This window comes from Streptomyces endocoffeicus (genome assembly GCF_016741935.1).
Taxonomy (GTDB): Bacteria; Actinomycetota; Actinomycetes; order Streptomycetales; family Streptomycetaceae; genus Streptomyces; species Streptomyces endocoffeicus.
Genome location: NZ_JAERRG010000002.1, coordinates 92,495 through 111,467, shown reverse-complemented (window position 1 = coordinate 111,467; position 18,973 = coordinate 92,495). Strand labels below are relative to the sequence as shown.

Genomic DNA, 18,973 nt, shown 5'->3' with positions numbered 1-18,973 from the left:
GCGGACCCTGTCCAGACCCTGTCCAGACCCCGTCCGGACCCCGTCCGGACACACGCTCGCGGAATCGCCCAAAAGCGGACTGTTCAATACCGGACCGTTCATCAAACACTTAGCAGGGCTGTCTAAGGTCGCGCCCATCGAAAAGCGCACCACCGGCCAGGCGAAAGGATGATGATCGTGACGGTGCCCCAGATCGACGACATCCCGCCCGCGGAACGGTTCGCGGCGTGGCGCGCCCTGTGCGAGCTGACGTCGATCCCCATGGAGCTGCGCAGCGACCATGAGCACGACTTCCGCGCGAACGTACGGGGCGGAGTGGACATCGGCGAGGTGATGCTGACCTACACCTCCGTACCGTCACTGCGGAACGAACGGACCGCGGCCCACATCCGGCGCTCCGACCCGGAGCTCTACCATCTGCGGCTCACCCTGTGCGGGGAGACCGACGTATGCCACGGGGACGCCGAAACCACGGTCGGCGCCCGGCAGTTCATGCTCACCTCCACCTCCGCGCCGTATCTGGCGGTCTGCGAGCGCGGCAGGGTCGACGGGATGACGGTCACCCTCCGCCCCTCCCTGCTGCCGTTCCCGCCCGCCGAGCTCCAGCGGCTGCTCGGGCGGCGGCTGTCCGGACGGTCCGGGATCGGGGCCATGCTCGCCGACTTCCTCACCCGGCTGGCCACCGAATCCGACGCCTACGGCCCGGCCGACGCACCGCGCCTCGGCACCGTCGCCGTCGATCTGCTCAACGCGCTGCTCGCGCATGAGCTCGACACCGGTGCCGAGGCGCGCGCCGAGAACCGGCTCACCCCCGAGAGCCGTCGGCGTACCCTGCGGTTACGCATCCAGGAGTTCGCCCGGCAGAATCTGGACCGCCCGGGGCTCACCCCGGCCTCGATCGCCGCGGCCCATCACATCTCGCTCCGGTACCTCTACCGCCTCTTCGAGGAGCAGGGGCACACCGTCTCCGCGTGGATCCGCGCCCAGCGCCTGGAACGCTGTCGCCGCGACCTCGCCGATCCCGCCCTGGGCGACACCCCCATCCATGTCATCGCCGCCCGTTGGGGCTTCAGCCACGCCGCGGACTTCAGCCGTGCCTTCCGCGGCGCCTATGGCGTGCCCCCACGGGACTTCCGCCTTAGGGCGCTCGCGGCGAACAGGTGAGCGGGGCTCCCCCCGTCGCAACCCTGCTCACCCGTCACTGATCAGCATGGGCCCGTCCAGGCCGGGATGTCGTTGGCCTGCTGTGCACACTGTCTTGATCCTGCGTGCATGGACCGCGTCCACCGTGCACGGACCGCATATCCCGGCCCCCGAGGGGCCACTTGGCGGGGCCACTTGGCGCGCGTCACCCTCAACTCCTCGATACCCGCGCGCTTCTTGTCGTCCGCCGACCGCACGGTGACCCGTACGAAACGGGCCGGGCCGGTGGTCCCCTCGCGCCAGTGACGGCCGTCGAGCGAGGTCCGCACCTCATGGGAGGCGGGACGGGTGCGAGTCCACTCCGGGCTGACCTCCGCCAGCCGCACGGCGCGCCCGAGGTCGGCCGTAAGAGTGCCCTCGGCGGCGTCGGGCACCCAGGCGGTGGCCGCGTTGCCGTCCACGGCGGCACCCGCGTACATCCCGGGCTCCTCCGTGCCCCGGCCCGTCCGAGGTCTGGGGCACAACCCCGGCCCGTCCGAGGTCTGGGGCACAACCCCGGCCCCTCCGAGGTCTGGGGCGGAGCCCCAGTTTCGGGAAGGGGCGGGGAGGGGAATGGCCCGCGGCCCGACCGCGGAACCGGGTCAGAACGCCGACGGGCGCACCAGTCCCGTCTCGTACGCGAAGACCGCCGCCTGGGTCCGGTCGCGCAGCCCCAGCTTGAACAGGATCCGGCTCACATGGGTCTTCACGGTCTGCTCGGCCACCACCAGCCGTGCCGCGATCTCCGCGTTCGACAGCCCCTGGGCGATCAGCGTGAGCACCTCGGTCTCGCGCTCCGTCAGATCGCCCGCGCGGGCCCGGAGGGGCCCGCGCGGGGCGGCGGCGGTCACCCGGGAGAACTCGCCGATCAGGCGCTTGGTGATGTTCGGCGCCAGCAGCGCGTCACCGGCCGCCACCACCCGTACCGCATGGGCCAGTTCATCCGCCGAGGCGTCCTTCAGCAGAAACCCGGACGCGCCCGCGCGCAGCGCCTCGTAGACGTATTCGTCCAGGTCGAAGGTGGTGAGGACGAGGATCTTGACGGTGGCGCCGGCGGGTTCGGTGAGCCGGCGGGTGGCCTCGATACCGCCGACCCCCGGCATCCGTATGTCCATCAGGACCACGTCCGGGGCGAGTTGGGCGACCTGGGCGATGGCGTCGGCCCCGTCCACGGCCTGGCCGACGACCTCCATGTCCGGTTCGGCGTTGAGCAGCACCGTGAAGCCCTGGCGGACCATCATCTGGTCGTCGGCGATCAGGACGCGGATGGTCGTCGTCATACGGGGTCCTCGGCGGTCTCGGGCACGGCGGCGGACGGGGCGGGGTGGTCCGTGGGCAGTACGGCGATCACCTCGTAACCGCCGTCCGGCGCCGGGCCGGTGGTCAGCTCGCCCCCTAGCATCGCAGCGCGCTCCCGCATCCCGAGCAGCCCGTGCCCGGCTCCGGGCGAGGGCGGGGCGGGGCGGTCCGGCGCGGTGTTGACGATCCGGACGGTCAGCCCGTGCCGCTGGTACCCCAGCTCGACCCGTGCCTCGGCGCCCGGCGCGTGCCGCATCACATTGCTCAGCGCCTCCTGGACGATGCGGAACGCCGACAGCTCCACGCCCGGCGGCAGCGCCCGCCGCTCCCCGGTGACATCGGTAAGGATCGTGATCCCGGTCCCCCGTACCGTGCCCACCAGCTCATCCAGCCGGTCCAGGGTGGGCTGCGGGGCGTGCCGGGCGCCGTCGGCCAGGGCGTCCTCGGAGCGCAGCACGCCCAGCACACGGCGCAGTTCGGCCAGCGCCTCGACCGCGTTCTGCCGGATGCCCGCGAGGTTCTCCTTGAGCTCGTCCGAGGGGTTCTCCGCGAGGTGCGGGGCGACCTGGGCCTGGATGGAGATCACCGACATGTGATGGGCGACCACGTCGTGCAGCTCGCGGGCGATGCGGTTGCGCTCCTCCAACAGGGTGCGCCGGGCCCGTTCCTCCGCGGTGAGCTCCTCCTGTTCGACCAGCCGGGTCCGCGCCACCCGGCGGGCCCGCAGCGCGGTGCCCACCACCACGGCGATCGCGAACCACACGGCGGCCGCGGTGAGGTTCGCACGGTGGGGGACGGTGTTGTCGTGCAGGGCGAGAAGGACATTGAGTCCCCCCGTCAGCAGGGTCAGCACCAGCGCCTCGACCACGATCCGCGGACGGACCCGCAGCGCGAGGAGGAACAGCAGGAAGGTGTGCAGCGCGATCTGCCCGTCGTTCCAGGGCCAGTGCGCGGGATTCTCGCCGAACAGCGCCGCCAGGAAGAGCACGGCGGTCGACAGCCACCAGGCGGGTATGGGCCGGTTCAGCGCGAGGAGGACGGCCCCCGACTGGAGCACCACGAACAGCATCGGGTCGGGCCCCGGCGCGGACTCGACGCGCGCTTCCATCTCCAGCACGTTGAGATCGCCCATGAGGACCGCGAAGAGCACCACGAGCACATGCGGCGTCCAGGCCAGCCGGCGCATCCGCGGCAGCGGGTCGCGGGCCACCGTCCACAGGTCCTCGCGCAGGATGCCCGGCACCGCGCGCAGTGCCTCGCCCAGCGTGCGCGGCAGGCCGCGCACGCCCCCCGCCAGCCGGTCCGCGATCTTGCCGCCTGTCATGCCCTTGACTCTAGACACTCCGCTGCTCCACGTGCCGTGCCTGCGGTGCCTGCTTCCCGGGACGTCCCTCGCGGACAATCCGGCTGCCACCGCCCGTTCCAGGGCCACCGCCGCGGACGACCCCGCCGCCGCCCTTCCGCGGCCGCCCCGCCTCGTACCCGTGGAACGCCGCCCAGCAGATCAGCAGCGCCGCCGCGAACACCGGCAGCCAGCACAGCCGGGCGAGCACCCAGCCGGGGCCGTCGGGCACAGTGTGCAGCCCGGTCTGCGGTCCGGCGAGCCGCAGCGTGGTCACGCTGACCGCCATCATCGCGGTCTGGTGCCACAGGAAGACGGTCATCGCGGCGAGGTTGACCAGCGCCACCACCGCCCACGCGACGGGCCGCGCGAGCACCCGGCGCAGCGGACCGCGCAGCAGCAGGGCCGCGCCGCACTGGGCGAGCCCGAAGGTGACGGCCGCCAGGGTGGGCGGGTTGAGGTTGGAGATCGAGGCGCCCGGCACCCCGACCATCGCCGCCGGATAGCCGCCGAACAGGATGAGCCCGGCGGTGACCACCGCGCCCCCGGTGAGCAGCACCCACCCGGCCGTCCGCCCGCGCAGCCTGCCGCTGCCCCAGGCCGCGCCCAGGCAGTACGGGACCAGCCAGCCCGCCGCCAGGTTGATCCAGCCGAGCCAGGCGGGGCCGTCGAAGCCGAACCGGACCAGGTCGACATGGAGCACGACGGCGAGCGGCCACAGCGGATGCAGCCGCGCCACCAGCGGGGTCGCGGCCGTGAGCGCCGCGTAGACCAGCAGGAACCACAGCGGGGACAGGACGAGTTTGAGCAGCGTGTACACGGTCGACAGGCTCGCCCCTGAACCGAGCAGCGCCCCCGCCGCCACGGCCCATACGGTGAGCACGGCGGCCACGGGCCGGAACAGCCGGACCAGCCGGGCACGCAGCCACCGCCGGTAGGTGACGCCCCGGGCGCGGGCGCCGTCGTAGCTCTTGGCGCCCATCTGCCCGCCGACCAGGAAGAACACCGCCAGGGTCTGGAACACCCAGGACACGGGGGTGAGTCCGGGCTGGTACTGCAGCGGGCTGGCCGCGCGCAGGGTGCCGCTGTCGGCCACGAGGGCGGTCACCAGCCAGTGGCCGAGCACCACGCCGAGGATGGCGACGGTCCGCAGGCCGTCCACGGCGCGGTCGCGGCCGGGCGGGGTGGCGGCCTCGATCCGCCGGGCGAGGTCACGTATGCGGACCGTCTCACGCGGCCGGGCCATCTCGGGCCGGGGCGTCTCACGCATCGTGGCCCTCCACGATCCGGCCCATACTCGCCAGGGCGACGGACCCGGGCTTGAGGTAGTCGCTGTGCCCGACGTCCCCCGCACCGAAGATCCGCGCTCCGAACCGCCGGGAGACCGGATCGGTCCCGAAGCCGACGGTCGTGCCCAGCAGCGGGATCCGCACATGCGGCACCTCGCCGATCCAGTCGTTTCCGCCCCGCCCGGCCCAGACGGTGGCCCGGGTGCGCAACTGCCGGGCGTCGTCGTACCCCGTCCCGGGGCTGCCGTACAGGACGATGTCCGCGGCGTTCAGCCCCCGTGCGGCCCGGGCGCAGACCACCGAACCGTAGGAATGGCACAGGAGCGAGATCCGGGCCCGGGGCATGGCCGCGGTCAACTCCCGTACGAACGCGGTCAGTCGGGGAGCGGCACCGGCGGCCCGGCCCGTGGTCAGCACCTCGGGCGCCACGGTGCCGGGCGTCTTGTACCCGAGCCAGCCGATGACGGCCGTACGGCGCCCGAGTTGACGGCTCAGCGCGAGCGCCCCGTCCCGGAACCGGCCGTACGTCTCCAGGTTGGTGTCCGACCCCGGCACCAGCACCGCGATATGTGTGGCGCGACCCAGGTCCCCGTACACCTCGACGGCACGGCCCCCGTTCCGCCCGTCGAACGACAGGAAGTGCCGCGACGCCCCCCGCATCTTCCGCAGCGCCCGCGCCCGCTCGCGGTCCCCGTGCCGGGCGGCCATCACCTCGGCCGCCCGGATCCCCTCCCGGTTGGCCGCGTACCGGTGCTCAAGACCCGCGACGCGCACCGGCCCGAACGCAACCGGCTCGGGCGCGGGCACCTCACTGGGCCCGGCGGCCCCCACCAGGGGCACCACCACCGAGGCGGTGACGAGCGCCGCGAGCAGGGCGCGACGAAGACGGGACGCCATGGCTGTTCCTTCCGTACCAACGGATGTCGTGAATACGGAAGGTAGGGAGCCGGCCGTGTGGTTGGCGTCCCACCGGGGAGTGCATCTCCGGGGTAGTCCCCAGGTATGACGGGTAGGGGGTGGCGGTTCTTACGGGCGGTCGACGCTCTTACGGACAGCCGCGCCCTTATGGGCGGTCGACGCCCTTACGGGCACAGCCGTCGCCCTTACCGGCACAGCCGTCGCTCTTACGGTCACAGCCATCGCTCTTACGGGCAGAGGTCAGCGCGCGGGCACGTAGAACTCCGTGGTCGCCCGCACCGTGGCGGCCACCACCTCCGCCGGGGCCCCCGAGGCCTCGTACGCCGCGCCCCAGCGCTCGCTGCTGCGGGTCATGAACTCCCGCGCCTCGTCCGAGGCCTGCCACGCCTCCGGGTCGGCGGGCGCGCCTTCGCCCGTCAGGTGCAGGGTGAGGCCGAGCAGTGCGCCGTCCCAGCCGACGCCGACCGCGCCGGGGCCGAACTGGTCCCACATCCCGGGCGGTACGACGGCGATGTGCTCCAGCTCGAAGACGGTGCGCTCCTCGCCCTCGGCGGTCAGCCGGACCTCGACCTCGCTGAAGCCGGGGTTCTCGCCGAACAGCCAGCTCACCGCGAGCAGCCGCGGGGGCTCACAGCGCAGGATCTCGCCGCCCGCGTTGCCCGTCAGCTGGTAGTGGCCGCCCAGCTTCAGGTCGCCGCTCACCGGCAGGAACCAGCGGCTGATCCGCTCCGGGTCGGTGCACGCGTCCCAGACGTCCTCGATCGCGGCGTCGTAGGTGCGCCGCAGCAGGACGGTACGGGCCTCACCGTCGGGCACCTCACGGGTGCCGACCTCGCGATGGACGTGGTTGATCTGGTCGACGATCTCGCTCATGACTCATGTCTCCGCATCGGTTCCGCTGCCGCCGCCGCGCCCCTGATCGAGCCGCCGCTGCCGCTTGCCCCGCGCCAGTTCCGTCCCCAGCGCGTCCAGCCGCTGCTCCCAGAAGCCCCGGAACCGGTCGAGCCACCGGTCGACCTCCCGCAGGGGCGCGGCCTCGACGGCGTACAACCGCCGTGTGCCCTCGGCCCGTACGGAGGCGAAGCCGGCCTCCCGCAACACCCTCAGATGCTGCGAAACGGCGGGCTGCGAGATGCCGAACTCTGCCCGGACGGCGGAACTGACCTCGCCGGAGGACCGCTCCCCCTCGGCGAGCAGCTCCAATATCCGGCGCCGGACGGGGTCCCCGAGGACATCGAGTGCGTGCACGCCCGAACTATGCCAGCCGCCGCTTATATAAGTCAACGCTTAAATTGATTTGCCGTGCCGTGCCGCGGAGCCCTCGCACGGTGACCGCCGTGACCGCCGTGACCGGCGTGACTGCCGTGACCGCCGTGCCAGGCGAGAGACGGGCGTCAGCCGTCCGTCGGCTTCCCCAGCAGCTCGGAGGCGGCCTCGACGGCGCCGGACGCGGCCGGGGGTGCCGGATGGCAGGTGAAGCCGAGGCGCGTCATGGCCCGGATCACCTCTCCCGCCGTGAAGTCACGGCGGTCCTGGCGGGTGACCACCGCCCCGACCTGCTTCGCCGGGTAGAGATGGCGGCCGATCTGGACCGAGGGGCCGGTGATCGGTTCTGGGCTGACGCCACTCATCGCGTCCGTCACCTCGCGCGCGGTCAGGTCGAAGGCGAAGTTGGCGATGATGCAGCGCATGGCGCCCCCACGGGGAGAGAAGAGGAGTCGGAGGCACCAGCGTGTCACACCTCGAAGCGGGAGGGCACAGCCCGGCGGGAAAATCGTCCACCTGATTCCCTCCGTTCCGAGGCCGTACGTGATAGGGTCTTCTTCAGTTGCAGTTTTGGTACCCATGGACTTTGTGTGCGCCTGGCGGTATGTAGCCGCAGGCGCATTTCTTGTTTTTGCCGGTCATTTCCGGATGGGGTCATTTCGGCGACTCGGGATGCATTCCCTGTGCATTCCGGACCGGCCCCCATATGAAGGAGAAGGATATGGCTACTGGCACCGTGAAGTGGTTCAACGCGGAAAAGGGCTTCGGCTTCATCGAGCAGGATGGCGGCGGCGCCGACGTCTTCGCCCACTACTCGAACATCGCCACGAGCGGCTTCCGTGAGCTCCAGGAAGGCCAGAAGGTGACCTTCGACGTCACCCAGGGCCAGAAGGGCCCGCAGGCGGAGAACATCGTTCCCGCCTGATCGCAGCGCCTGTCACGAGCCGGGGCCCGTACCTGAAGGGGTGCGGGCCTCGGCTCGTATGCGTTTCCGCAGACCGCGCCCAGCAGAAGGCACCGCATTGAGCCGCTCCCCTCGCTCGTACCGCAAAAAACCCGCGTCCTCCCGTTCCGCCGACCATGGCCGCTCCGCCGACCGCGGCCGCTCCGCCGACCGCGGCCGCCCCCGCTCCACCGGCGGAAACGAATTCGCCCTGCCGCCCGGCTCCGCCCCGGTGCTGCCCGCCGTCACGTCGTTCGCCGAGCTCGACATGCCGGAGGAGCTGCTCGCGGAGTTGACCGAGCAGGGTGTCACCGTGCCCTTCCCGATCCAGGCGGCCGCCCTCCCCAACGCCCTCACCGGCCGGGACGTCCTGGGCCGCGGCCGAACCGGCTCCGGCAAGACCCTCGCCTTCGGCCTCGCCCTGCTGGCCCGCACCGCCGGGCAGCGCGCCGAGCCCGGCCGTCCCCTCGCCCTGGTGCTGGTCCCCACCCGGGAGCTGGCCCAGCAGGTCACCGAGGCGCTCACCCCCTATGCCCGGCGGCTGCGACTGCGTCCGGCCACCGTGGTCGGCGGAATGTCGATCAACCGCCAGTCCGAGGCCCTGCGCCGCGGCGCGGAGGTGGTCATCGCGACCCCCGGGCGCCTCCAGGACCTGATCGAACGCGGCGACTGCCGGCTGGACCAGGTGCGCACCACGGTCCTCGACGAGGCCGACCAAATGGCCGACATGGGCTTCCTGCCCCAGGTGACCCGGCTGCTGCGGCTGGTCCCCGCCGACGGCCAGCGCCTGCTGTTCTCCGCGACCCTCGACCACAACATCGGCCTGCTGGTGCGCCAGTTCCTCCACGACCCGGCCGTGCACTCGCTCGACCCGTCCGCCGGCGCCGTCACCACGATGGAGCACCATGTGCTGCACATCGCGGACACCGACAAGCGCTCCGTCGTCACCCGGGTCGCCGCCCGGGACGGCCGCGTCATCCTGTTCCTGGACACCAAGCGCGCCGTCGACCGGCTGACCCGGCATCTGCTGACCAGCGGCGTACGGGCGGCCGCGCTGCACGGCGGCAAGTCCCAGCCGCAGCGCACCCGGACCCTGGACCACTTCAAGTCCGGCCATGTCACCGTGCTGGTGGCCACGAACGTCGCCGCCCGGGGCATTCATGTGGACGATCTCGATCTCGTCGTCAATGTCGATCCGCCCGCCGACCACAAGGACTATCTGCACCGTGGTGGCCGTACCGCCCGTGCGGGCGGATCCGGCAGCGTCATCACGCTGGTCACTCCGGATCAGCGCCGGGCCATGGTCCGGCTCATGGCCGACGCGGGCATCACCCCCCGGACCGCCCGGGTCCACTCCGCCGACCCCGAACTCACCCGTATCACCGGGGCGCAGGACCCCTCCGGTGTTCCCGTGACCATCAGCGCGCCCGTGCCGCCGCAGCCACACCGTGCGGGCCGGGCCGCCCGTCGCCCCGCCAGGAGCCGTCGGCCCCGCCGTTAGGCCCGGTGCGGGGTCCGGTAGGCCCGGTGCGGGGCCCGGGCGGTCCGGTGCGGGGCCCGGTAGGCCCGGTGCGGGGTCCGGGCGGCCGCTGTCCGGGCGGACATCCGTCATTTCGCCATGAGCGTGTCACGCCCGACCGGCGGTGGATGTCCCCATTCCCTCGTCGGAGAGGCGACAATGGGCCACATGCCGATACCCAGCGCCGTGCCCAGCCGTACCGAACTGATCGACCATCTCGTCCGTTCGCGCATCGCGGGCGATGTCGCCACCCCTCGTGAGAACAACCTCTCCCACTACCGCAAGCTCGCGAACGGCGACCGCCACTACTGGCTGGGCCTGGAACTGGGCGACCGCTGGACCGATGAGCAGGACGTGCTGGCGGTCATGGCCGAGCGCTGCGGCGTGGTGGACGACCCGCAGCACCGCTCGGGGCAGGACACCATCGACCCGGAGCTGACGGTCGGCGCGCTGGACCGGATGGCGTCGGTGCTGCGGAAGGCGGCGGAGGCGAACGAGCGGGTGCTGTTCGCCACCGGGCACCCGGGCGGGCTGCTGGAGGTCCACCGGGCCACGGCGGCGGCGCTGCGGGCCGCCGGGTGCGAGATCGTGGAGATCCCGGGCGGGCTGCAGGCGGACGAGGGGTACGTCTTCCAGTTCTGCGATGTGGCGATGCTGGAGCGGGGCGCCACGCTGTGGCACACCCACTCCCCCGCGCCCATGGCGGCGATCCTCGACGGGCTGGCCCACGAGGGGCGGCCGCTGCCCGATCTGGTGGTCGCCGACCACGGCTGGGCGGGGTGCGCGGGGCAGCGGGGCATCGACGCGGTGGGCTACGCGGACTGCAACGACCCGGCGCTCTTCCTCGGCGAGTCCGAGGGCACGCTGTCGGCGGTGGTCCCGCTGGACGACCACGTCACCAACCCGAGGTTCTACGACGCGATGACGGCGTATCTGCTGGACGCGGCGGGGCTGACGGCCCAGTTCTGACGGCCTGGCCCTGACGGCCCGGTTTCCGACGGCCGGTTTCCGACGGCCCGGGTTCGGACGGCCGGTTTCCGACGGTCCTGGTTCGGACGGCCCGGGTTCGGACGGCTCCGGGCCACCGCCCGCCGCGCTCACTTCTTCTCGCGCGGCACCCGCATGACCCCTTCCTGGATCACGGAGACGGCCAGCCGCCCGTCGGCGGTGAAGATGCGGCCCTTGGCGAGCCCGCGTCCGCCGTACGCGGAGGGGCTCTCCTGGTCGTACAGCAGCCAGTCGTCCACCCGGAACGGCCGGTGGAACCACATGGCGTGATCCAGGCTGGCGCCGACGATGTCGCCGACCGCCCAGCCGCCGCGCCCATGGGCGAGCAGGATGGAGTCCAGCAGCGTCATGTCGGAGACATAGGTCGCCAGGCAGACGTGGAGCAGGGGGTGGTCGGCGGCGCCGTCCAGTTTGCCGTTGATCCGGAACCAAACCTGCGACTTGGGCTCGCGCGGCCGTCCGACGCTGCCGAAGGGCGGCTCGTCCACGTACCGCACATCGATCGCGGCGCGCGCCTGGAGCATCCGCTCGGTCACCCCGGGGCCGATGAAGAGGTGCTCGTAGCGGGGCAGCAGTTCCTCGGCGGTGGGCAGGGAGAGCGGGTCGGGGACGTCCGGCATCCGCTCCTGGTGCTCGAGGCCGTCCTCGTGCAGCTGGAAGGAGGCCGAGAGGTGGAAGATCGGCTGTCCGTGCTGGACGGCGACCACCCGGCGAGTGGTGAAGGAGTGGCCGTCGCGGATCCGGTCGACGGTGTAGACGATGGGCGCCCCGGGGTCGCCGGGCCGCAGGAAGTACGCGTGCAGCGAATGCGCCGAGCGGTCGGCGGGCACGGTGCGGCCCGCGGCGACCAGTGCCTGGGCCGCGACCTGACCGCCGAAGACCCGCGGTACGAGGGGGGCGGCGTCGCTGGTGCCGCGGAAGATGTCCTTCTCGATCTGCTCGAGGTCGAGCAGATCGAGAAGGCCCTGAAGTGCGTCATTCATGATTCAAGCAGTCTTGCAGACCCGTATTGCGGTCCTGTTGCCGCTGGTCATGACGGCCGTCACAGACCCATTGACTTGGCGACGATGGACCGCATGACCTCGCTGGTGCCGCCGTAGATCCGGTTGACGCGGGTGTCCGCGTACAGCCGGGCGATGGGGTACTCCATCATGTAGCCGTAGCCGCCGTGGAGCTGCAGGCACCGGTCGATGACTACGGCGGCGCGCTCGGTGGTGAAGAGCTTGGCGGAGGCGGCGTCGGCGGCGGTCAGCTCACCGGCGTCGTGCGCGTCCAGGGCCCGGTCCACGACCGCCTGCATCGCGTCCACCTCGGACTTGCAGTCGGCGAGCACGAACTTGGTGTTCTGGAACGACGCCACCGGCTGGCCGAAGACGGTGCGGTCCCGGACGTACTCGGTGGCGAACCGTACGGCGGCCGCGGCCTGTGCGTACGCCCCGACGGCGATCCCCAGGCGCTCCTGCGGCAGATTGTGGGCGAGGTAGCCGAACGCCTTGCCCTCCTCGCCCAGCAGGTCCGCCACCGGCACCTTGACGTCGGTGAAGGAGAGCTCGGCGGTGTCGGAGGTCTTCAGGCCCAGCTTCTCCAGCTTGCGGCCGACCGCGTAGCCCTCGCTCTTGGTGTCCACCACGAGGATGGATATGCCGCCGCGGCGGTCCTCGGGGGTGGGCGGGGCGGTCCGGGCGCAGACCAGCACCCGGTCGGCCAGGACGCCGCCGGTGATGAAGGTCTTGGCGCCGTTGAGGACGTAGTGGGTGCCGTCCTCGGAGAGCTTGGCGGTGGTCTTCATGCCCGCCAGGTCGGACCCGGCGCCGGGCTCGGTCATGGCGATGGCGGTCATCAGATCGCCGGAGACGAAGGAGGGCAGCCAGCGCCGCTTCTGCTCCTCGTTGGCGTACTTCATGATGTACGGCAGGCACAGTGCGGTGTGGACGCTGCTGCCGCCGAAGCTGACCCCGGCGCGGGCGGTCTCCTCGGTGATCACGGCGTTGAACTTGAAGCTGGTCTCGCCGGCCCCGCCGTACTCCTCGGGCACCTCGATGCCGAAGACACCGAGCTCACCGAGCTTCTTGTAGAACTCGCGCGGGGCCTGGCCGGCCTCCCGCCACTCGTCGTAGTACGGCACGACCTCGGCCGCGATGAAGTCGCGGATGGTCTCCCGGAACGCCTCGTGGTCCTCGTTGAACACCGTACGGCGCATATTGGCGCGGCCCTCCTCGCGGCTAAGCCGCCGCCGCTCTCGCGGATCCGCCCGGCCGCCGTCGTGATTCCTCAATTGATGGCTTGGCAGCACTCGCCTAAGCGCTTGCTCAGTGAAAGCTACCCGCGAGTTACCCAGCCTGTCCAGCCTCTATAGGGCCCGGTTCACCGGCCCCTTCGGCTCACTCGCCGCGCCATCCGCACCGTGGGCCCCGTCGAAGGCACCCAGGGCCAGACGGTGCAGCAGGGCGGCGGTGGCCGCGCGCCCCGGGAGGGCTCCGGGGCGGCCGAGGTGGGGCGTGGAGTTGAGCAGTCCGAAGACGGCGTGGACACACGCGCGGGCCTCGGCCTCGGCGAGCCGGGGGTAGACCTTCCGCACCACCTCGACCCACAGCTCCACGTACTGCCGCTGAAGGGAGCGCACCAGCTTGCGGTCGGTGTCCCGGAGCCGGTCGAGCTCGCGGTCGTGGAGGATGATCAGCGGGCGGTCGTCGAGGGCGAAGTCGATATGCCCCTCGATCAGCGAATCCAGCACCTCCGCGGGGGCGCGCCCGACCCCCTCCCCCTCCGCGGCCCGCAGCTTGCCACCCGTCAGCAGCCGGCCGCTGATCCCGACGAGCAGCTCGGCCAGCATCGCCTCCTTGCCGGGGAAGTGGCGGTAGAGACCGGGGCCGCTGATACCGACCGCGGCGCCTATCTCATCGACGCCGACGCCGTGGAAGCCGCGCTCGGCGAAGAGGCGGGCGGCCTCCTTGAGGATCTGCTCACGGCGGCTCGGGGCGGGTGCTTGCGTGCTCATGGCCTCAATTCTAGACAGCGGGGTTAGTGGTCGTTAACCTGGTGGGGAGTAGTTAACGTTCACTAACGGTACCGAGCAGGACCGAGCGAGGGGGCTCGTAGCCATGGAGCAGGCACCGGCGCTGCACAGCGGCGCCGACCCGGGGTCCGAGGCCTGGAAGGCCAATGAGGCCGGGCATCGCGAGCTGGCCGCGCGGCTGCGCGAGAAGCTGGCCGTGGCGCGGCTGGGCGGCGGGGAGAAGGCGCGGGCGCGGCACACCGCGCGCGGCAAGCTGCTGCCGCGCGACCGGGTGGACACACTGCTGGATCCGGGCTCCCCGTTCCTGGAGCTGGCACCCCTCGCGGCCGAGGGGATGTACGAGGGCCAGGCCCCGGCGGCGGGGGTGATCGCCGGGATCGGGCGGGTGTCGGGCCGCGAGGTGGTCGTGGTCGCCAATGACGCCACGGTCAAGGGCGGCACGTACTACCCGATGACGGTGAAGAAGCATCTGCGCGCCCAGGAGGTCGCGCTGGAGAACCGTCTGCCGTGCGTCTATCTGGTCGACTCCGGCGGTGCCTTCCTCCCCATGCAGGACGAGGTCTTCCCGGACCGCGACCACTTCGGGCGGATCTTCTACAACCAGGCGCGGCTGTCCGGCTCCGGAATTCCGCAGATCGCGGCCGTGATGGGGTCCTGCACGGCGGGCGGGGCGTATGTCCCGGCGATGAGCGACGAGGCCGTGATCGTGCGCGGGCAGGGCACGATCTTCCTGGGCGGGCCGCCGCTGGTGAAGGCGGCCACCGGTGAGGTGGTCTCGGCGGAGGAGCTGGGCGGTGGCGAGGTCCACTCCCGGGTCTCGGGCGTGACCGACCACCTGGCCGAGGACGACCCCCACGCGCTGCGGATCGTCCGCTCCATCGTCGCCACCCTGCCGCCGTCCCCGATGCGGCAGGGGTCGCCGCCGTGGCCGCTGGAGCCCTCCGAGGAGCCCGCGGTGGACCCGGCGGGGCTCTACGGGGCGGTTCCGGTCGACTCGCGCACGCCGTACGACGTGCGGGAGGTCATCGCGCGGGTGGTGGACGGCTCGCGGTTCGCCGAGTTCAAGGCCGAGTTCGGCACCACGCTGGTCACGGGCTTCGCGCGGATCATGGGCCACCCGGTGGGCATCGTCGCCAACAATGGCATCCTGTTCTCCGAATCGGCCCAGAAGGGCGCCCATTTCATCGAGCTGTGCGACCAGCGCGGCATCCCCCTGGTCTTCCTGCAGAACATCTCGGGGTTCATGGTGGGCCGCAGCTATGAGGCGGGCGGTATCGCCAAGCACGGCGCCAAGATGGTCACCGCCGTGGCCTGCACCCGCGTCCCCAAGCTCACGGTCGTCATCGGCGGCTCCTACGGCGCGGGCAACTACTCGATGTGCGGCCGGGCCTATTCGCCGCGCTTCCTGTGGATGTGGCCCAACGCCAAGATCTCGGTGATGGGCGGTGAGCAGGCCGCCTCGGTGCTCGCCACCGTCAAGCGCGACCAGATGGAAGCGCGCGGGGAGGAGTGGAGCGCCGAGGAAGAGGAGGCGTTCCGGGCCCCGGTCCGCGAACAGTACGAGGCGCAGGGAAACGCCTATTACGCCACCGCCCGGCTGTGGGACGACGGTGTGATCGACCCCCTGGAGACCCGTACGGTGCTCGGCCTCGCCCTTACGGCCTGCGCCAACGCACCGCTGCCCGGCCGTACGGCCACCGAGCCCGCGGCGCCCGGCTACGGCGTCTTCCGGATGTGAGGGGGATGCACCCGATGAGTGCCACGAAGGCGACCGGCCCGTCGCCCGCGATGTTCGACACCGTCCTGGTGGCCAACCGCGGTGAGATCGCCGTGCGCGTCATCCGCACCCTGCGGCGGCTGGGGGTGCGCTCGGTCGCCGTCTACAGCGACGCCGACGCGGACGCCCGCCATGTGCGCGAGGCGGACACGGCGGTGCGGATCGGCCCCGCGCCCGCCGCGGAGAGCTATCTGTCCATCGAGCGGCTGCTGGAGGCCGCGGCGCGCACCGGCGCCCAGGCCGTCCACCCCGGCTATGGCTTCCTCGCGGAGAACGGGGCGTTCGCCCGTGCCTGCGCCGACGCCGGGCTCGCCTTCATCGGGCCGCCCGCCGGGGCCATCGAACTGATGGGCGACAAGATCCGCGCCAAGGAGACCGTGCGCACGGCCGGGGTGCCGGTGGTGCCGGGCTCCTCGGGCAGCGGGCTGACGGACGAGCAGCTCACCGCCGCCGCCCGGGAGATCGGGATGCCGGTGCTGCTGAAGCCCTCGGCGGGCGGTGGCGGCAAGGGCATGCGGCTGGTCCGCGACGAGGCGCTGCTCGGCGACGAGATCGCGGCCGCCCGGCGGGAGGCGCGCGGCGCCTTCGGCGATGACACGCTGCTGGTGGAGCGCTGGATCGACCGGCCCCGGCACATCGAGATCCAGGTGCTGGCGGACGGTCAGGGGCACGTGGTCCACCTCGGGGAGCGCGAGTGCTCGCTGCAGCGCCGCCATCAGAAGATCATCGAGGAGGCGCCCAGCCCGCTGCTGGACGAGACCACCCGGGCGCGGATGGGCGCGGCCGCGGTGGCGGCGGCCCGGTCGTGCGGCTATGTGGGCGCGGGCACGGTCGAGTTCATCGTGCCGGGCGCCGATCCGTCGGCGTACTGCTTCATGGAGATGAACACCCGGCTCCAGGTGGAGCACCCGGTCACCGAGCTGACGGTGTCGGTCGGCGGGCGGCCCGGCCTGGACCTGGTGGAGTGGCAGCTGCGCGTCGCCGCGGGCGAGCCACTGCCGTTCGGGCAGGACGAGATCGCCTCCGCGGGCCATGCCGTGGAGGCCCGTATCTGCGCCGAGACCGCCCGCGCGGCGGCCGACGGCCGGGTGGACTTCCTGCCCTCGGCCGGGGCCGTGCTGGCGCTGGACGAGCCGGCGGGCGAGGGGGTCCGGGTCGACTCCGGGCTGAGCCGGGGCACCGAGGTCGGCACGGTCTACGACCCGATGCTCGCCAAGGTCATCGCCCACGGCCCCGACCGCCCCACCGCCCTGCGCCGGCTGCGCGCCGCCCTCGGCTCCCTGACCGTCCTCGGCGTGGACACCAACACCGGCTTTCTGCGCCGTCTGGCCGCCCACCCCGCGGTCGCCTCGGGCGAGCTCGACACGGGCCTGGTCGACCGCGCGGCGGCCCAGCTGATCCCGGCGGCCATACCGGAGGAGGTCTACGCGACGGCGGCCCTGCTGCGCCAGACGGCCCTGGAGCCGGCCGCGACCCCGGGTGACGGCTCCGCCGCTCCGGCGAGCGTGGCCACCGGCGGCTGGGTCGACCCGTTCTCCGTCCCCACCGGCTGGCGGCTCGGCGGCGCACCCGCCTGGACGGTCCACCGCCTCCGCGTGGCGGGCCACCCCCCGGTGACGGTCCGCGTGCGCGGCCGCGCCCATGACGCGGAGCTCCGCATCGAGCACGGCGCCGGCAGCCCGGCCGCAGCCGAGGCGACCAACCGGCCCGGCGGGCCCCAGGCCGCGAGCGAAGGCGGCGCGAAGGCCCCCGCCACCGGCCGGACCGGCGGGCCGCAGGGTGCGGCGGCCGAGGCCACCCGGACCAGCCCCGACTCCGCCGTCACCGACGCCAGTGCGCGCACCCCGGAAGCGGAGGCGGACGAGCGGACCGCCGCCCACCACGCGGCAGCGGACCGCAGCCCCGGCGGGGCGCACGAGGCAGCGGACACGGCCCCGCGCGCGACGGACCCGCGCCCGACCGCCGACGCGGGCACGGGCACAACCACCGCTCCGGCCCGCGCGGAGGCGGACGCCGCATGGCGCCCGGCCGCCGACGCGGGCGCGGGCGTGCGGGCCCGGCTGGTCGCCCTCGACCAGGGCACCGTGTTGCTGGACCTTGGCGGGGTCACCCACCGCTTCCGGCATGCCGCACACGGCGCGAACCACTGGCTGGGGCGGGACGGGGACGCCTGGCGCGTGGTCGGGCACGACCCCGTGGAGGAGGCGCTGCGCGGAGGCGCCGCCGCGGCGCACGCCGGGGAGCTGACCGCGCCCATGCCCGGCACCGTCACCGTCGTGAAGGCGGCCGTCGGCGACGAGGTCACCGCGGGGCAGGGCCTGCTGGTGGTCGAGGCGATGAAGATGGAGCACCTCATCTCCGCGCCGCACGACGGCACCGTCACCGAGCTCGGGGTGACCCCCGGCAGCACAGTCGCCATGGATCAGCTGCTGGCGGTCGTCACCCCGCATGAGCCGCAGCCGAGCGAGGAGCGTGAGTGATGACCCTCCCCATGACCGTCCCCGCCCCCGGGCTGCCCACCCGGGTCCGGATCCACGAGGTGGGCCCCCGGGACGGGTTGCAGAACGAGAAGGCGCTGGTCCCGGCGGCCGTCAAGGCCGAGTTCATCCACCGGCTCGCCGAGGCCGGCCTCACCACCATCGAGGCCACCAGCTTCGTCCACCCCAAGTGGCTGCCCCAACTGGCCGACGCCGAGGAGCTGATGCCGCTCATCGACGACGTGGACGCCCGGCTCCCCGTGCTCGTGCCCAATGAGCGCGGGCTGGACCGCGCCCTCGCGCTGGGCGTGCGCGAGATCGCCGTCTTCGCCAGCGCCACGGAGTCCTTCGCCAAGGCCAACCTCAATCGCACGGTGGACGGCGCGCTGGAGATGTTCGAGCCGGTCGTCACCAAGGCCAAGGACGCGGGCGCGGCCGTGCGCGGCTATCTGTCGATGTGCTTCGGCGACCCGTGGGAGGGCCCGGTCCCGATCTCCCAGACCGTCTCGGTCAGCCGCCGCCTGCTGGACATGGGGTGCGATGAGATCAGCCTCGGCGACACCATCGGCGTGGCCACCCCGGGCCATGTGCGGGAGCTGCTGGACACGCTCAACGAGGCGGGCGTCGCCGACGACCGGCTGGCCGTGCACTTCCACGACACCTACGGCCAGGCGCTCGCCAACACCCTCGCCGCGCTCGAGCACGGCGTGACCACCGTCGACGCCTCCGCCGGGGGCCTCGGCGGCTGCCCGTACGCCAAGAGCGCCACCGGCAATCTCGCCACCGAAGACCTCGTGTGGATGCTCGACGGCCTCGGCATCGAGACCGGGGTCGACATCGGCCGTCTCACCGCCACCAGCGTGTGGATGGCCCGGCATCTGGGCCGGCCCAGCCCGTCCCGTACCGTCCGCGCCCTCTCCCAGAAGGAGATCTGAGC

General features: G+C 72.5%; 18 protein-coding genes. 7 read left to right on the top strand and 11 right to left on the bottom strand.

The window, feature by feature from the left end; genetic code table 11:
- The first annotated feature begins 171 nt into the window (after positions 1 to 171).
- Positions 172 to 1,164 (top strand): helix-turn-helix domain-containing protein, encoded by a 993-nt coding sequence (locus JK364_RS08485; RefSeq protein ID WP_201849795.1) that lies wholly within the window; start codon positions 172 to 174, stop codon positions 1,162 to 1,164.
- A gap of 41 nt (positions 1,165 to 1,205) precedes the next feature.
- Here JK364_RS08485 and JK364_RS08480 read toward each other — a convergent pair whose 3' ends face one another.
- From JK364_RS08480 to JK364_RS08445, 8 genes are all read right to left on the bottom strand, one after another.
- Positions 1,206 to 1,622: a discoidin domain-containing protein gene (locus tag JK364_RS08480; protein WP_230991624.1), complete on the bottom strand. Its 417-nt coding sequence runs from the start codon at positions 1,620 to 1,622 to the stop codon at positions 1,206 to 1,208.
- A gap of 162 nt (positions 1,623 to 1,784) precedes the next feature.
- The gene (locus JK364_RS08475; protein ID WP_201849168.1) at positions 1,785 to 2,462 is read right to left on the bottom strand and encodes a response regulator; all 678 of its coding nucleotides are present in this window, start codon (positions 2,460 to 2,462) and stop codon (positions 1,785 to 1,787) included.
- Positions 2,459 to 3,805: a sensor histidine kinase gene (locus JK364_RS08470; RefSeq protein ID WP_201849166.1), complete on the bottom strand. Its 1,347-nt coding sequence runs from the start codon at positions 3,803 to 3,805 to the stop codon at positions 2,459 to 2,461. The genes JK364_RS08475 and JK364_RS08470 overlap by 4 nt, the downstream gene beginning before the upstream one ends.
- Before the next feature lie 10 nt (positions 3,806 to 3,815).
- Positions 3,816 to 5,093 carry an acyltransferase family protein gene (locus JK364_RS08465; RefSeq protein ID WP_372461927.1) on the bottom strand — a complete coding sequence of 426 codons (1,278 nt, stop codon included), beginning with the start codon at positions 5,091 to 5,093 and terminating at the stop codon, positions 3,816 to 3,818.
- Complete coding sequence (locus JK364_RS08460; protein ID WP_201849164.1) at positions 5,086 to 6,009, bottom strand: alpha/beta hydrolase; 924 nt, start codon at positions 6,007 to 6,009, stop codon at positions 5,086 to 5,088. The genes JK364_RS08465 and JK364_RS08460 overlap by 8 nt, the downstream gene beginning before the upstream one ends.
- A 261-nt stretch (positions 6,010 to 6,270) precedes the next feature.
- Positions 6,271 to 6,903 carry an SRPBCC family protein gene (locus JK364_RS08455; protein ID WP_201849162.1) on the bottom strand — a complete coding sequence of 211 codons (633 nt, stop codon included), beginning with the start codon at positions 6,901 to 6,903 and terminating at the stop codon, positions 6,271 to 6,273.
- A 3-nt stretch (positions 6,904 to 6,906) separates the two neighbouring features.
- A complete protein-coding gene (locus tag JK364_RS08450) occupies positions 6,907 to 7,278 on the bottom strand; it encodes an ArsR/SmtB family transcription factor (protein ID WP_201849160.1) in 372 nt (123 codons plus the stop codon).
- Between the two features lie 146 nt (positions 7,279 to 7,424).
- Positions 7,425 to 7,721: an SCO5918 family protein gene (locus JK364_RS08445; protein ID WP_201849158.1), complete on the bottom strand. Its 297-nt coding sequence runs from the start codon at positions 7,719 to 7,721 to the stop codon at positions 7,425 to 7,427.
- A 296-nt stretch (positions 7,722 to 8,017) separates the two neighbouring features.
- On the opposite strand from JK364_RS08445, the gene JK364_RS08440 reads away from it, so the two are divergent.
- From JK364_RS08440 to JK364_RS08430, 3 genes are all read left to right on the top strand, one after another.
- Entirely contained in the window at positions 8,018 to 8,221 is a 204-nt protein-coding gene (locus JK364_RS08440) for a cold-shock protein (RefSeq protein WP_020871138.1), read from the top strand.
- Between the two features lie 58 nt (positions 8,222 to 8,279).
- Positions 8,280 to 9,740 (top strand): DEAD/DEAH box helicase, encoded by a 1,461-nt coding sequence (locus JK364_RS08435; RefSeq protein WP_201849156.1) that lies wholly within the window; start codon positions 8,280 to 8,282, stop codon positions 9,738 to 9,740.
- Positions 9,741 to 9,917: 177 nt separating this feature from the next.
- Positions 9,918 to 10,727, top strand: coding sequence for a phosphatase (locus tag JK364_RS08430; protein ID WP_372461926.1), 810 nt, complete (start codon positions 9,918 to 9,920; stop codon positions 10,725 to 10,727).
- Positions 10,728 to 10,855: 128 nt separating this feature from the next.
- Here JK364_RS08430 and JK364_RS08425 read toward each other — a convergent pair whose 3' ends face one another.
- The 3 genes from JK364_RS08425 to JK364_RS08415 all read right to left on the bottom strand — a co-directional run bounded on the left by JK364_RS08425 (position 10,856) and on the right by JK364_RS08415 (position 13,764).
- A complete protein-coding gene (locus JK364_RS08425; RefSeq protein ID WP_201849153.1) occupies positions 10,856 to 11,749 on the bottom strand; it encodes an acyl-CoA thioesterase in 894 nt (297 codons plus the stop codon).
- 59 nt (positions 11,750 to 11,808) lie between these two features.
- On the bottom strand, positions 11,809 to 12,966 hold the full coding sequence (locus JK364_RS08420) for an acyl-CoA dehydrogenase family protein (protein WP_201849151.1): 1,158 nt from the start codon (positions 12,964 to 12,966) through the stop codon (positions 11,809 to 11,811).
- 150 nt (positions 12,967 to 13,116) lie between these two features.
- Positions 13,117 to 13,764 (bottom strand): SACE_7040 family transcriptional regulator, encoded by a 648-nt coding sequence (locus JK364_RS08415; protein WP_201849149.1) that lies wholly within the window; start codon positions 13,762 to 13,764, stop codon positions 13,117 to 13,119.
- A 103-nt stretch (positions 13,765 to 13,867) separates the two neighbouring features.
- Between JK364_RS08415 and JK364_RS08410 the strand changes: the two genes are divergently transcribed.
- The 3 genes from JK364_RS08410 to JK364_RS08395 are packed head-to-tail and all read left to right on the top strand — an operon-like array spanning position 13,868 to position 18,971.
- Positions 13,868 to 15,520: a carboxyl transferase domain-containing protein gene (locus JK364_RS08410; RefSeq protein WP_201849147.1), complete on the top strand. Its 1,653-nt coding sequence runs from the start codon at positions 13,868 to 13,870 to the stop codon at positions 15,518 to 15,520.
- A 50-nt stretch (positions 15,521 to 15,570) separates the two neighbouring features.
- Positions 15,571 to 18,039 carry an ATP-binding protein gene (locus JK364_RS08405; RefSeq protein ID WP_230991675.1) on the top strand — a complete coding sequence of 823 codons (2,469 nt, stop codon included), beginning with the start codon at positions 15,571 to 15,573 and terminating at the stop codon, positions 18,037 to 18,039.
- Positions 18,039 to 18,971, top strand: coding sequence for a hydroxymethylglutaryl-CoA lyase (locus JK364_RS08395; protein WP_201849145.1), 933 nt, complete (start codon positions 18,039 to 18,041; stop codon positions 18,969 to 18,971). The genes JK364_RS08405 and JK364_RS08395 overlap by 1 nt, the downstream gene beginning before the upstream one ends.
- Positions 18,972 to 18,973 lie beyond the last annotated feature (2 nt).

What these genes read in the sequence shown, in the direction of transcription:
- JK364_RS08485 (WP_201849795.1), top strand. Translation starts at nt 172, where the DNA reads ATGATCGTGACGGTGCCCCAGATCGACGACATCCCGCCCGCGGAACGG.
- JK364_RS08480 (WP_230991624.1), bottom strand. Translation starts at nt 1,622, where the DNA reads ATGTACGCGGGTGCCGCCGTGGACGGCAACGCGGCCACCGCCTGGGTG.
- JK364_RS08475 (WP_201849168.1), bottom strand. Translation starts at nt 2,462, where the DNA reads ATGACGACGACCATCCGCGTCCTGATCGCCGACGACCAGATGATGGTC.
- JK364_RS08470 (WP_201849166.1), bottom strand. Translation starts at nt 3,805, where the DNA reads ATGACAGGCGGCAAGATCGCGGACCGGCTGGCGGGGGGCGTGCGCGGC.
- JK364_RS08465 (WP_372461927.1), bottom strand. Translation starts at nt 5,093, where the DNA reads ATGCGTGAGACGCCCCGGCCCGAGATGGCCCGGCCGCGTGAGACGGTC.
- JK364_RS08460 (WP_201849164.1), bottom strand. Translation starts at nt 6,009, where the DNA reads ATGGCGTCCCGTCTTCGTCGCGCCCTGCTCGCGGCGCTCGTCACCGCC.
- JK364_RS08455 (WP_201849162.1), bottom strand. Translation starts at nt 6,903, where the DNA reads ATGAGCGAGATCGTCGACCAGATCAACCACGTCCATCGCGAGGTCGGC.
- JK364_RS08445 (WP_201849158.1), bottom strand. Translation starts at nt 7,721, where the DNA reads ATGCGCTGCATCATCGCCAACTTCGCCTTCGACCTGACCGCGCGCGAG.
- JK364_RS08440 (WP_020871138.1), top strand. Translation starts at nt 8,018, where the DNA reads ATGGCTACTGGCACCGTGAAGTGGTTCAACGCGGAAAAGGGCTTCGGC.
- JK364_RS08435 (WP_201849156.1), top strand. Translation starts at nt 8,280, where the DNA reads ATGCGTTTCCGCAGACCGCGCCCAGCAGAAGGCACCGCATTGAGCCGC.
- JK364_RS08430 (WP_372461926.1), top strand. Translation starts at nt 9,918, where the DNA reads ATGGGCCACATGCCGATACCCAGCGCCGTGCCCAGCCGTACCGAACTG.
- JK364_RS08425 (WP_201849153.1), bottom strand. Translation starts at nt 11,749, where the DNA reads ATGAATGACGCACTTCAGGGCCTTCTCGATCTGCTCGACCTCGAGCAG.
- JK364_RS08420 (WP_201849151.1), bottom strand. Translation starts at nt 12,966, where the DNA reads ATGCGCCGTACGGTGTTCAACGAGGACCACGAGGCGTTCCGGGAGACC.
- JK364_RS08415 (WP_201849149.1), bottom strand. Translation starts at nt 13,764, where the DNA reads ATGAGCACGCAAGCACCCGCCCCGAGCCGCCGTGAGCAGATCCTCAAG.
- JK364_RS08410 (WP_201849147.1), top strand. Translation starts at nt 13,868, where the DNA reads ATGGAGCAGGCACCGGCGCTGCACAGCGGCGCCGACCCGGGGTCCGAG.
- JK364_RS08405 (WP_230991675.1), top strand. Translation starts at nt 15,571, where the DNA reads ATGTTCGACACCGTCCTGGTGGCCAACCGCGGTGAGATCGCCGTGCGC.
- JK364_RS08395 (WP_201849145.1), top strand. Translation starts at nt 18,039, where the DNA reads ATGACCCTCCCCATGACCGTCCCCGCCCCCGGGCTGCCCACCCGGGTC.